Annotated in this window: 12 protein-coding genes; 9 read left to right on the forward strand and 3 right to left on the reverse strand. The window is 50.4% G+C overall.

All coding sequences use genetic code 11. The annotated features are described in order from the left end of the window. Nucleotides 1–41: 41 nt before the first annotated feature. A complete protein-coding gene (gene udk / locus PUT07_RS12990) occupies nucleotides 42–677 on the reverse strand; it encodes a uridine kinase (RefSeq protein ID WP_274468481.1) in 636 nt (211 codons plus the stop codon). Nucleotides 678–790: 113 nt separating this feature from the next. Further along, nucleotides 791–1,108 (reverse strand): hypothetical protein, encoded by a 318-nt coding sequence (locus PUT07_RS12995; RefSeq protein WP_274468483.1) that lies wholly within the window; start codon nucleotides 1,106–1,108, stop codon nucleotides 791–793. Between the two features lie 303 nt (nucleotides 1,109–1,411). On the opposite strand from PUT07_RS12995, the gene PUT07_RS13000 reads away from it, so the two are divergent. From PUT07_RS13000 to PUT07_RS13010, 3 genes are read left to right on the forward strand one after another with little or no spacing between them, the layout of a single operon-like run. Further along, nucleotides 1,412–1,795 (forward strand): hypothetical protein, encoded by a 384-nt coding sequence (locus PUT07_RS13000; RefSeq protein ID WP_274468484.1) that lies wholly within the window; start codon nucleotides 1,412–1,414, stop codon nucleotides 1,793–1,795. 13 nt (nucleotides 1,796–1,808) lie between these two features. Then, entirely contained in the window at nucleotides 1,809–3,344 is a 1,536-nt protein-coding gene (locus tag PUT07_RS13005) for a sensor histidine kinase (RefSeq protein WP_274468485.1), read from the forward strand. Further along, complete coding sequence (locus PUT07_RS13010; RefSeq protein ID WP_274468486.1) at nucleotides 3,341–4,906, forward strand: DUF3369 domain-containing protein; 1,566 nt, start codon at nucleotides 3,341–3,343, stop codon at nucleotides 4,904–4,906. The genes PUT07_RS13005 and PUT07_RS13010 overlap by 4 nt, the downstream gene beginning before the upstream one ends. A 1,395-nt stretch (nucleotides 4,907–6,301) precedes the next feature. Here PUT07_RS13010 and PUT07_RS13015 read toward each other — a convergent pair. After that, entirely contained in the window at nucleotides 6,302–6,997 is a 696-nt protein-coding gene (locus PUT07_RS13015; protein ID WP_274468487.1) for a transcriptional regulator, read from the reverse strand. A 353-nt stretch (nucleotides 6,998–7,350) separates the two neighbouring features. On the opposite strand from PUT07_RS13015, the gene PUT07_RS13020 reads away from it, so the two are divergent. From PUT07_RS13020 to PUT07_RS13045, 6 genes are all read left to right on the forward strand, one after another. Next, nucleotides 7,351–8,298, forward strand: a complete 948-nt coding sequence (locus tag PUT07_RS13020) for a metal ABC transporter solute-binding protein, Zn/Mn family (protein WP_274468488.1) — start codon at nucleotides 7,351–7,353, stop codon at nucleotides 8,296–8,298. A 37-nt stretch (nucleotides 8,299–8,335) separates the two neighbouring features. Further along, nucleotides 8,336–9,097, forward strand: a complete 762-nt coding sequence (locus PUT07_RS13025; protein WP_274468489.1) for a metal ABC transporter ATP-binding protein — start codon at nucleotides 8,336–8,338, stop codon at nucleotides 9,095–9,097. A gap of 10 nt (nucleotides 9,098–9,107) precedes the next feature. Further along, nucleotides 9,108–10,049, forward strand: a complete 942-nt coding sequence (locus tag PUT07_RS13030) for a metal ABC transporter permease (RefSeq protein WP_274468490.1) — start codon at nucleotides 9,108–9,110, stop codon at nucleotides 10,047–10,049. Then, on the forward strand, nucleotides 10,042–10,938 hold the full coding sequence (locus tag PUT07_RS13035; RefSeq protein ID WP_274468491.1) for a metal ABC transporter permease: 897 nt from the start codon (nucleotides 10,042–10,044) through the stop codon (nucleotides 10,936–10,938). The genes PUT07_RS13030 and PUT07_RS13035 overlap by 8 nt, the downstream gene beginning before the upstream one ends. 114 nt (nucleotides 10,939–11,052) lie before the next feature. Beyond that, complete coding sequence (locus PUT07_RS13040; protein WP_274468492.1) at nucleotides 11,053–11,904, forward strand: patatin-like phospholipase family protein; 852 nt, start codon at nucleotides 11,053–11,055, stop codon at nucleotides 11,902–11,904. A 274-nt stretch (nucleotides 11,905–12,178) separates the two neighbouring features. Then, nucleotides 12,179–13,213 carry an ABC transporter substrate-binding protein gene (locus PUT07_RS13045; RefSeq protein ID WP_274468493.1) on the forward strand — a complete coding sequence of 345 codons (1,035 nt, stop codon included), beginning with the start codon at nucleotides 12,179–12,181 and terminating at the stop codon, nucleotides 13,211–13,213. Nucleotides 13,214–13,233: the final 20 nt, after the last annotated feature.

A 13,233-nucleotide genomic window follows, 5' to 3' on the forward strand; every position in this document is an offset into this window, starting at 1 on the left:
AAAGACACTCCAGCCTTGAGCAAGGCGGAGTGTCTTTGCGTTTAGCCGATTTCGTAGCTGGCCGCTTGATCGGTCATGTATCGTTCCGTCAGGATCGTCAGCATGGAGATGCCGATTTGATTCTCGCCGCCCTCAGGAATGATAATGTCCGCATATTTCTTGGACGGTTCAATGAATGCATCGTGCATCGGCTTCACAGTCGTCAAGTACTGATCGAAGACCGATTGCAGCGTCCGTCCGCGCTCGTTAATGTCCCGGGAAAGCCGGCGCAGAATGCGCACATCCGGATCCGTATCGACGAACACTTTGATGTTCAGGGCGCTGCGCAGCTCTTCGTCGGTTAACACGTGAATGCCTTCCAGCAGCACAATCGGCTTGACCTCAATCCGAATCGTCTCTGATGAACGGGCATGCTGCGAGAAATCATAGACCGGGATATGGACGGGATTGCCGTTCTTTAATTCGTTCAGATGCTTAAGCAGCAACTCATTCTCGAACGCCCGAGGGTGGTCGTAATTGATGCGCTCACGTTCTTCGAACGACAGACCGCTATGATGAAGATAATAATTATCCTGCGATATTAGAGTTACGTTCGTGGAGCCCAGCTTGTTGATGATCGATCTGGCCACTGTTGTTTTTCCTGAACCGGTACCTCCGGCAATTCCGATAACGAGCATGAAATGTAGTGCCTCCCCAAGTAACTTGAAAACCTTCCCCAGTAGTTTAACATATTGTCCGTACAAAAAGAAAAAGCGATCGAAATTCGATCACCTTTTGCATAGGAGCAGCCTTATCGGATTTGTTTCGGCGTGTGAAACTTGACATGATTGGCATCGAGATCCTGGGAAGCCTGGATCAGCTGCTCCATCGTCTGCTTGATCTGCTGTCCGTATTGTTCATTGTTATAAACTTCAAGCTGAGCATGCGCGTCATTAACCTTGTGCTTGGCTTGTACAAGAGCCGCCTGTGCGGATTGGATTTCGCTAGGATTGGCCGTAGTAATAGCCCGCTGAAGTCTATGCTCGGCTTCTTGGGCTGCGAGCATGGCGTGATCGGCCGCGTCAACGGCATGTTGGACCTGCATCGAAAACTCACGGGTGTCGGTCATAGGGGAGAGCCTCCTTGGGATCAAGTGTTGAAGATGAATAGCGACTTTACTACATTGCGCCAAATGCGGGGAAATCATTCCTCAATCGGGAAATGAAATTATTTCCTGGGGAAGCGCAAAATGCGAGCGTTCTCAAGAAAATTCGACAGTAATAGTCTGAAAATTTGGAATACAGATACTATTGCGTCGAATAAGGACTTTATTCCTAAAATATAAGTAGACAAACCGTATGAATATTCATAAGCTAGAGAGGATGGCTTTTTTTGACATGAAAAGACAAATAGGGTCTAAATAGGGGATGAAATGATGAAGATTTGTCAAAGCTTGTGTCTCGCCGCCGCGCTTGCTCTCGTAATTTCCGGCTGCGGGACATCGAAGAAGACGGCGGCGCCGGCTAGCGCATTTACACCGACTTTGGAGGTTAGCGCAACGGTTAACGGCGACTCGGCGACTCTACAGTTTACTACGGACCTCAAGTTGTCCAAGGAGCACTACGATCATCAACGCGTACAAGGGGAAGGGCATGTCCATGTCTCCTTGGATAAAGGGGAGAAGATCGTCGTAACGGATAAAGAGAAGGTACTGGAGCATCTCAGCAAAGGACCGCATGAAGTTTTGGTATCTCTGCATAACAACGACCATACGCCTTATAACGTTAGTAAGACAATAACGTTCGATGTGAAATAGGAGCGGCCCGCCAATGTCACTCCCTCGTAAAAGAATGAGCCTGCAGAAGCGAATTGTATTTCTGATTACCTCCGTTACCGTGGTCATGATTTCCACGATGATGGTTTTCGACACGATGAGCCTTAACCGTTCCATCAAAGAAGCATACGTCAGTCAAATCAGCGGCATGACGATCGCCATCAACGGGCGTTATGAAGAATCGCGGTCGATTTCCGACGTACAGCAGATATTTGACTACATAGAATACAAGAACGACCGTGTCATCGAGATGAAACTGTACAACAAAGAGGGCACGATCCTCGCAGCTTCCAACCGCTCGGAAGTCGGCCGCAAGCTGCCGGCATCATCCGTGGTCATTCCGAATCAGGATCAAACGATTGTCGACCGCCTGCCGATTGAGGAGAATGACCGACCGGTCGTCCGTCTGACCGCACCGCTGCAGGAAGACGGACTCGTCGTCGGCGCGGTGGAAGTTATATTCGACTCCTCGGAGGAAACGGCGCTGCTGGAGAAGCGTACGAAGCTTATTCTCATTGTCGGCATCTCCATTGCGGTGATTTTATCTGTGTTACTCTGGTTAATTTTGCGCAGGATCGTTATTCGTCCGTTAAGCCGGCTTCGGGAAGCCGCTGTGATCGTGAAGCAGGGCGGCGAGCTGCCGAAGCTGCAGTTCCGGACGTCGCCGGAGATTGCCGAAGTCTCGGAAGCTTTCAACGATATGGTCAACAATCTGGATGAACGCTATATGGAGCTGCAGCAGGCGCTGCATACCCTGCAGATCACCCAAGATCAATTGGTCCAATCGGAGAAAATGGGGGCACTAGGCAACCTTGTGGCCGGCGTCTCCCATGAGATCAATACGCCGATAGGAATCGGGGTTACCGCGGTAACGTATTTGGATCAAAAGACGAAAGATTTCCGCAGCTTATATGCAACCGGCAAAATGAAAAAGTCGGATTTGGAGCAGTTTCTTACCGTTCTGGAAGAAACGAACGCTATGATACAATCCAATTTGGAGCGCGCCTCCTCCTTGGTTCGCAGCTTCAAGCAAATTTCGGTCGACCAGAGCGTTGAAGTGAAGCGTACCTTTCATTTGCTCGAATACTTGGAAGGGATTATCGCCAGTCTAAAGCCGTCACTTAAGAAATCGCGCCTGCGTGTGGAGGTTTATGGCGATAGTCACGTGAATTTGTATACATATCCAGGGGCTTTATCGCAAATCATCACGAATTTGGTGATGAATTCACTGAATCATGCTTATGCACCGGAAGAAGAAGGTACTTTGAGCGTCCGGGTCAGCGAAGAGGCGGATCACATTCAGCTAGCCTATTCGGATGATGGCAAAGGCATGACGCAGGCCGTGCTGGATCAGATTTTCGACCCGTTCTTTACGACTAGCCGCGGCAAAGGTGGGACCGGGTTAGGGATGAATATCGTCTATAACCTTGTCACCCAATCGTTGAACGGTACCATTCAATGTTTCAGCACACTTGGGCAGGGAAGCTTATTTATGATCACGATTCCGAAAGAGGAGGAGTCAGAAGGATGACTAGACAGGATGGGTTATTGGACCAGGATGAGCTTCTATTCGCCGATGAAGAAGAGATCCTCCATGTAAGCGAGATGACCGTTGAACAAGATCCTTGGATTGTCTTAATCGTCGATGATGACAAGCAAGTCCATCAAGTAACGAAGATGGTTCTGCAGGATTTTGAATTTGACGGCAGAATGCTGGAGTTTCACAGTGCCTATTCGGCAGCGGAAGCGAAACTGATTTTACAGCAACAGCCCGATGCGGCACTGGTTCTGCTGGATGTCGTGATGGAGCAGGAAGATGCCGGGCTCCAGGTTGTCAGATATATACGCGAACAATTGAAAAATACGTCCATACGCATCATTCTCCGAACCGGACAGCCAGGACAAGCGCCTGAGCGCACCGTCATCATGGATTATGACATTAACGATTACAAGGAGAAGACGGAGCTTACGACTCAGAAGCTGTTCACTACGGTCGTAACGGCGCTGCGGTCTTACCGGGATTTGCGAACGATCGAGAAGAGCAGAGCCGGTCTTGAGGAAATCATTAAGTCTTCCGCCACGTTATTCGAGCTGCAATCAATGAAGAAATTCGCTTCCGGCGTATTGACGCAGATGACTTCGATCGTCAATCTGCACAAAAATGCGCTGCATTGCTCCTTCGCCGTAACGAAGGGCGTTGAAGATATCTACATACTGGCGGCTAGCGGCGATTACGCGTCCAATGAGGACGAGCGGGCGCGGGATGTCGTGCCGGCGAACGTGCTGGAGGAGATCGAGAAGGCTTTCCTCACGAAGAAGAGCTCTTTCGCGCCGGATCGCTTCGTGATTTATTTCCAAAGCAAAATGGGGATGGAGAACGTCATCTACATGAATGGCTTCAAGTCGCTAAGCGAGTGGGAGAAGTATTTGATCGACATCTATTGCGCGAATGTTTCCGTCGCGTTTGAAAATATTTATTTGAACGAAGAGCTCGAGAGCACGCAGCAGGAAATTATTTATACGATGGGGGAAATCACCGAAACGCGATCCCGGGAAACAGGGCATCATGTGAAGCGGGTCGCGGAATATTCCAGCTTGCTTGCCAAGAAATACGGGTTGTCCGATCAGGAGGCTGAGGTCATTCGGCTCGCTTCTCCGATGCATGACGTCGGCAAGGTAGGGATTCCGGATGCGATCCTGAACAAGCCGGGGGCGCTGACCAAGGAAGAATTCGATATTATGAAAACCCATTCGAATCTCGGTTACGAAATGTTGAAGCACTCGAACAAGCAGGTGCTGAATGCGGCGGCGATCATCGCGCAGCAGCATCATGAGCGGTTCGACGGCACCGGCTATCCGCAAGGGCTGCAAGGCGAGCAGATTCATCTCTATGGACGTATCGCGGCGCTTGCGGACGTCTTTGACGCTTTGTGCAGTGATCGCGTGTACAAGAAAGCTTGGGAGCTTGACCGTGTACTCGAGCTGTTGAGAACGGAACGCGGGCGTCACTTCGATCCCGTAATTGTAGATCTGTTCCTGGAGCATTTGGATGAGTTCCTGGCGATCAAGGAGCTTTATAAGGAACAACGTTAATGTCATTAATCGATGGCCGGGCGCAACCGCGCGGATTTGAATCGAAGCATAGATAAAGCAATTTGTAGGCTGTCCCATGGGGGCAGCTTTTTTTGTATGCCTCCCCCACAAGCTCCAGCATCGCACGCATCATCAGCACCAAGGAAATACAGTTCGCTATTTCACCCAAAACCCCCCATTCTGCGAGTGTAGAGGAAATACGATTCGCTAATGAGCGGTTTGCCACTGAAATTGAAGGAACAACGGCGAGATAAGGTCTTACATTTCCGCATCCTCCCCCAAAATTCCCTCTCAGGCTGAAATAAGGAATCGTATTTCCGCTAACTGCTGGTGAGGGGTAGCATGTCTACCCCCACAAGCTCCAGCGTCGCACGCATCATCAACGCAAAGGAAATACAGTTCGCTATTTCACCCAAATTCACCCATTCTGCGAATGAAGAGGAAATACGATTCGCTATTGAGCGGTTTGCCACTGAAATTGAAGGAACAATGGCGAGATAAGGTCTTACATTTCCGTATCCTCCCCCAAAATTTCCTCTCAGGCTGAAATAAGGAATCGTATTTCCGCTAACTGCTGGTGAGGGGTAGCATGTCTACCCCCACAAGCTCCAGCGTCGCACGCATAATCAACGCAAAGGAAATACAGTTCGCTATTTCACCCAAACCCCCCCATTCTGCGAGTGAAGAGGAAATACGATTCGCTATTGAGCGGTTTGCCACTGAAATTGAAGGAACAACGGCGAGATAAGGTCTTACATTTCCGCATCTCCCCCAAAATTCCCTCTCAGGCTGAAATAAGGAATCGTATTTCCGCTAACTGCTGGTGAGGGGTAGCATGTCTACCCCCACAAGCTCCAGCGTCGCACGCATCATCAGCGCAAAGGAAATACAGTTCGCTATTTCACCCAAATCCACCCATTCTGCGAATGAAGAGGAAATACGATTCGCTAATGAGCGGTTTGCCACTGAAATTGAAGGAACAATGGCGAGATAAGGTCTTACATTTCCGTATCCTCCCCCAAAATTCCCTCTCAGGCTGAAATAAGGAATCGTATTTCCGCTAACTACTGGTGAGGGGTAGCATGTCTACCCCCACAGGCTCCAGCGTCGCACGCATCATCAGCGCAAAGGAAATACAGTTCGCTATTTCACCCAAATCCACCCATTCTGCGAATGAAGAGGAAATACGATTCGCTATTGAGCGGTTTGCCACTGAAATTGAAGGAACAATGGCGAGATAAGGTCTTACATTTCCGCATCCTCCCCCAAAATTCCCTCTCAGGCTGAAATAAGGAATCGTATTTCCGCTAACTGCTGGTGAGGGGTAGCATGTCTACCCCCACAAGCTCCAGCGTCGCACGCATCATCAACGCAAAGGAAATACAGTTCGCTATTTCACCCAAATTCACCCATTCTGCGAATGAAGAGGAAATACGATTCGCTATTGAGCGGTTTGCCACTGAAATTGAAGGAACAATGGCGAGATAAGGATACCATGAGTACTTGCTTGTCACACAAACTGCGCATAAGGTTGCGAGCGTGGCGAGGACTTACGCGAAGATGCGCGGCGAGCTCTGAAGGAGAGAAGGGTTGCAGCAATCTGCGTGCAAAGCGAACAGTTTCAAGCTCGAACCCATTCATGGCATCGGAATTAGAATAAGAAACAAATTTTCCAACAAATTCCAGGATCAGCTGTTGGCACTGTTTTGGCGTTTCCGCGAAAGCAGGGTAGGCGAGCGGCATGACGAGCCAGTCATCTAAACCCAGAAGGCAATGGCGCATGCACAGATCCTTGAACCGCCAAAGCTCAATATCGCGCGCATGGGTGGCGTATCCTTGGATCTCAATGGCAGCTTTGGCGCCGCCAGGCATATAAGCAAAGTCCAAGTAGCGGTACCCATTCGAGAAATCACGCTCCTCGCACTCGGGGTACAAATGATCGAAACTGCCGATTGCCGGATACCACTCCTTTCTCAGAAACTCCGTTTCTCCATGCCCCAACCCCCTTTCCAACTTTTCCCGCCTGGGGGCATTCCTCTCCGAAGCAAGCTGTGATGCCATGATGATTTCGAAGGCACGTTCAAACTTCATGAAATCCCTCCTTTCTCCTCGAAATACAAAACGCCGCTCGCATCAAAGGCTGTAGGGTTCAACCCTTACAGCCTTTGATGAAAGCGGCGTGTGCTTCACGACCGGTTGGTTATTTTATTTGACTGTTAGCGCTAGCGGTGTCACGAACCGTGCTCTCGTGTGTCTGTCCTGCATGATAAAAGACTGTTTGAAGGAATGTGGGCGTGGATAAAAAAAATGTATCGAAGAAAATATTTTTCCCTATTGCAACATTTGTGGTTCTGGTTAATAATGTACATATGATAAAGTTTCCTTGGGTAAACAAATATGCGCTTGTCCAATTTGCAAAGAAGATCCAATCGGGGAGGAACACAATGAAGATTAGAGGGGTTTGGAAGATGGCAGCCCAGGCTGCCTTACTAAGCATCATGTTGACTGTGACGGCATGTGGGAACACGGGGACTCAGCCGGCCGCGAAGACAGAGAAGGAGATCCAGGTAACAACAACGATCGGAATGATTACGGATATTGTGGAGCATGTGGGCAAGGAACATGTAAAAGTTACGGGGTTAATGAACGCAGGTGTCGATCCGCATTTATATAAAGCTTCGCAGGGCGATATTAAGAAGCTGGATGAAGCACAAATTATTTTTTACAATGGGCTGCACTTGGAAGGGAAAATGGTTGAGATTTTGGAGAAAATGGGCAAACAGAAACCGACCGTCGCTGTCTCCGACAACATTGATCGCAAGGCGCTGCGTTCCGGCGCCGAGATGGCGACCGAGTATGATCCGCACATTTGGTTCAATGTGAAGCATTGGATGAAAGCGACCGAGCAAGTGAGGGATTCTCTGAGTGAGCACGATCCGGCACATAAGGACGATTACAGCAAGAACGCGGCTGCGTACTTGAAGGAGCTCGAAGAGCTGGACCGGTATGCAACCGAGCAGATCGCATTGATTCCCGAAGCCACACGCGTTCTTGTTACCGCACATGATGCGTTCGGTTATTTCGGAGATGCTTATCATATTCAAGTGAAGGGTTTGCAGGGAATTAGCACAGCGTCGGAATACGGCTCCAAGGACGTTAGTCAGCTCAGGGATTTCCTGGTCGAGAAGAAGATCAAAGCGGTGTTCGTGGAATCCAGCGTTCCCAAAAAGTCGATCGAAGCGGTCATTCAAGGAGCGAAGGAGAAAGGGCATGAGATTCAAATCGGGGGGGAGCTCTTCTCCGACGCCATGGGCCAGGCCGGAACTCCGGAGGGCACCTATGTCGGCATGGTTCGGCACAACGTAGATACCATTGTCAAAGCGCTGAAGTAGCGACCGAATAGATTCGCATTATTGAGGAGGAACGACAATGAAACATTCTGATGCCCCGCTTTCCATTCATAATATGACGGTTGCTTATCATAAGAAGCCGGTTCTTGAGCAAGTATCCCTCACGATTCCCGAAGGCAAGCTCATCGGGATCGTCGGTCCGAACGGTGCGGGCAAATCGACCTTGATCAAAGCCGCGCTCGGGCTTATACCCAAATTATCAGGCGATGTGAAAATTTACGGCAAGCCGTACAAAGAACAGCGCAAACTTGTCGGCTATGTCCCGCAGCGGGAATCGGTCGATTGGGATTTCCCGACGAACGCCCTGGATGTCGTGACCATGGGACGGTACGGCCACTTGGGCTGGTTCCGCAGACCCGGCAGCAAGGAACAGCAGATCGCGATGGCATGCTTGGAGAAGGTGGGCATGGCCGACTTCGCCGAACGGCAGATCAGCCAGCTCTCCGGCGGACAGCAGCAGCGCATCTTCCTCGCCCGCGCGCTAGCACAGGATGCCAGCTTGTATTTCATGGATGAACCGTTCGTCGGGGTTGATGCCGCGACGGAGAAAGCGATAATTACGCTCCTTGGCGAGCTGAAGAAGCAAGGGAAAACCGTGCTGGTTGTCCATCATGATTTATCGACAGTGAAGGAATATTTCGATTGGGTCATATTGCTCAACGTAGGGATCGTCGACATCGGACCGACCGATGAGGTGTTCACGAAGGAGAAATTGCAGCAAACGTATGGCGGGAAACTGGCGATTTGGGATCGGGAAGATACCCACACGCGAATAGGATGAGGTGATCACCATGTTGGACACATTGCTTCATTTATGGCAGGATCCGAATGCGCGCTGGATCTTGCTCGGCTGCTCGCTTCTCGGATTGAGCAGCGGAGTGTTGGGCAGCTTCGCATATTTGCGCAAGCAATCTCTCATGGGCGACGCCTTGTCGCACGCAGCGCTTCCCGGTGTGTGCGTCGCCTTCATGATAACAGGCTCCAAATCGATCCTGTTCTTCTTGATCGGCGCTGCGCTGGCGGGATTATTAGCTACATTAAGCATCGGTTGGATTACGCGGCATTCCAAGATCAAGCAGGATTCGGCGCTCGGCATTGTCTTATCCGTGTTCTTCGGGGTAGGTATCGTATTGCTAACCCAAATTCAGCACAGCTCCAGCGGAAACCAGAGCGGTTTGGATAAATTTCTGTTCGGGCAAGCGGCTTCGATGGTGCATTCGGATGTGGTCACGATGGCTATAATTTCTTTCGTTCTAGTTGGTATTTGTACGCTGTTCTTCAAAGAATTCAAGCTGCTCAGCTTCGATCCCGGATACGCCAGGGGACTTGGCTTCCCGGTAGGGCTCCTTGATCATTTCATGATGTTCCTGATCGTGGTGGCGGTAGTTGTCGGCATTCAAGCGGTTGGCGTCGTCCTGATGGCCGCTCTTCTCATTACCCCCGCAGTGGCCGCCAGATATTGGACGGAGAAGCTCGGGCTGATGGTCATCTTGGCGGGTCTGTTCGGTGCATTCAGCGGGTTTGTCGGCACCTACCTCAGTACGATGGGCAGCAATTTGCCGACCGGACCGCTGAGCGTGCTGGCGGCTACCGGAGTCTTCGGTTTCTCCCTTTTCTTTGCGCCCAAACGCGGACTGCTGGTTAAACTGTTCCGTCAGTCCTCCTTGAAACAGCAGGTGCAGAAGGATTCGGATCCGTACATCAAGGCCAAAGGGGTGAGCCAAGTTGAATGATTTCTGGATTATTTTGACGGCTGCTCTCGTTGCCGCGGCTTGCTCGTTGGTCGGGTGCTTCCTCGTACTGCGTAAAATGGCCATGATCGGAGATGCGATCAGCCATTCCGTATTGCCGGGCATCGTCATCGCCTTCCTGATCAGCGGGTCGAGAGGCTCGATCTTCATGCTGATCGGCGCTGCGGCCATCGGATTGATCACCGTGTTCCTCATCCAGCTGTTTCAGCAGAGCGGCTTGCAATCCGATGCTTCGATCGGCGTTGTGTTCACAGCGCTATTCTCGGTCGGTGTTGTTCTTGTCAGTTTATATACCCGACAAATCGATTTGGATCTGGACTGCGTGCTGTACGGTGAGATTGCCTATGTGCCGTGGAACACCATCGAGGTAGGCGGAATCAGCATCGGGCCGAAGGCTGTCTGGGCGGTAGGTTTCGCTTTGCTGCTCAGCGCGGTTGTCATCGGACTGTTCTATAAACAGTTTAAACTCTGTTCGTTTGATCCGGCGCTTGCCGCAGCTGTGGGCATACCGGTCTTGCTGTTCCATTATCTCTTGATGGGCTTGGTGTCGGTAACAACTGTAGCTTCCTTCGAGAGCGTCGGAGCGATTCTCGTCGTAGGCATGCTGATCGTTCCGGCAGCGACGGCATATTTGTTAACGGAGAAGCTGAACGTCATGATTGTTTGGAGTATGACGATCGGCGTGCTCTCCTCGGTAGTCGGCTATTATGTCGCTTATTTGTTGGACGCTTCGATTGCCGGCTGCATGATCAGCGTGGCAGGGGCCATGTTCGTTCTGGCTTTCCTTTTATCGCCAACCAATGGTCTCATCATTCGGAAAATTCGTCAAAAACGCGGTTTATCCGGGGTATTTCCCGAATCCGCATCATAAAATGGCTCGAACCTGCTTCTTTGTCCCTTTTACGGAGACGGAGAAGCATTTCTTTTATTTTACATTTCCTGTATGCTTAGAGGTGGCTAGAGTAGAGAGAAAGAAGGTGTCACCATGGAAGGAATTGGACTCGTACTGGAAGGCGGAGGTATGCGTGGCGTGTACACCGCGGGAGTCTTGGAATACTTTATGGAGCAAGACTGGTATTTCCCGTATGTCGTCGGGGTGTCCGCCGGAGCCTGCAATGCGGTTTCATACATCTCCAAACAACGCGGACGCAATAAGAAAGTAACCATCGATTATATCGGTGATCACAGATATTTAAGCTATCGTAATTTACTGCGCTACAAAAGCATATTCGGCATGGATTTTATATTCAATGAATTGCCTAATAAGCTGGTGCCCTTCGATTACGATACTTTCTATAGTTCGCCGCAACAGTTTGCAATCGGGACAACGGATGCGCACACCGGCGAACCGATTTACTACACGAAGCATCAGCTCCAGCTGCAAACGATGCCGATCGTTCAAGCATCCAGCTCGCTGCCGTTTGTGGCCACGCCTATCCATTATGAAGGCCGAACCTTATTTGACGGAGGCCTTGTCGATCCCATTCCTGTGCAGAAATCGCTTGCCGATGGGAACCGTAAGCACGTCATTGTGTTAACGAAGGAAGAAGGCTACCGCAAAACGCCCTTCAAGCAGAGATGGCTGGCCAAAAGCTTTTATCCGAAGTATGACGGACTCGTGGATGTGCTTGTCAATCGGAGCGAGATCTATAACGGAACGCTTGAGCTGGTGAGGAAGATGGAAGAGGATGGAAGCGCGATAGTCATCCGCCCCTCGTCCAAAGTCGTTGTTGGCCGGATGGAGAAAAGTCCGAAGAAGCTGGAAGCGCTGCATGAACTCGGGTATGAAGATGCGAAACGGATCGGCTCGCGGATGAAGGAATGGTTATTTAGCTAAGTTAATGATTAATGTTTGCAATCATTGCGAACATGAGGTATGGTAATATCAAACCAATAAGAACCCACGGGAGCTTGAGGAGTCAGGCTGAGATTGTGACCGTTATGTCACTAACCGTTAATCTGATCTGGGTAATGCCAGCGTAGAGAATTCATACAAATGCATGTCCATTCGCAATGTTCGGAATGAGAATATCATTTTCTACCTATGGCGCTCCCGGTAAACGGGGGCTTTTTCTTGTGGTTATACAGATAAAGGGAGAGGGAAACAAGAAATGAACTGGAAGAAAATTGCACCACTCATGCTCGTGAGCTTGACCGTCCTTGCCGCAGGCTGCGGGAAGCAAGGAGCGTCGCCCGCTACGCCTGCCGCTTCAACGGCGCCGGCTGCTACCGCCAAGAAGCTGACGGATGTGAAAGTCGTCTTGGACTGGACGCCGAACACCAACCATACGGGCTTATATGTGGCCAAAGACCAAGGATTTTTTGAACAAGAGGGGCTGAACGTTCAAATTATCGCGCCTGGCGAAGCGGGGGCTGACGCGATGATTGCTTCAGGAGCCGCCGAGTTCGGCGTATCCTATCAGGAAGGCATTACGCAAGGCCGTATTCAAGGCGTGCCGATCGTCTCGATTGCCGCAGTTATTCAACACAACACCTCGGGCTTCGCATCTCCCGTTGCGAAAAATATCGTCACACCGAAGGATTTTGCAGGCAAAACGTATGGAGGCTGGGGAGCTCCGGCGGAAAGCGCAATGATCGAATCCTTGATGCAATCGGAGAAAGCCGATCCGAGCAAAGTGAAAATTGTGAACATCGGAGATGCGGATTACTTCACAGCCGTGAAAAGAGATATCGATTTCGCCTGGATCTACTATGCATGGACAGGTGTGGACGCTGAACTTCGCGGCGAACCGCTCAACATGATTTATTTGAACAAGTATTCCGATAAGCTGGATTATTATACGCCGGTTCTGGCAACGAACGAGAAAATGATCAAAGAAAAACCGGAAATTGTAAAAGCGTTCACCGCTGCTGCCGCCAAAGGATATCAATTTGCCATCTCCAAACCGGAGGATGCGGCGAATATTTTGATCAAAGCCGTACCGGATCTGGATCCGAAGCTCGTGCTGGCCAGTCAGAAATGGCTGAGTCCGCGTTATCAGGACGATGCGCCTCGTTGGGGCGAGCAGAAGCGTCAGGTATGGGAGAACTATGCCAACTGGATGCTGGAACATAAGCTGCTCGAGAAAAATCTCGATGTCGATGCGGCATTTACGAACAACTTCTTGCCTGCAAGCTCGAAATAATCATCATACCGGAAATAAAT

It is taken from the genome of Paenibacillus sp. MAHUQ-63 (genome assembly GCF_028765165.1).
In the GTDB taxonomy this organism is placed as follows: Bacteria; Bacillota; Bacilli; order Paenibacillales; family NBRC-103111; genus Paenibacillus_E.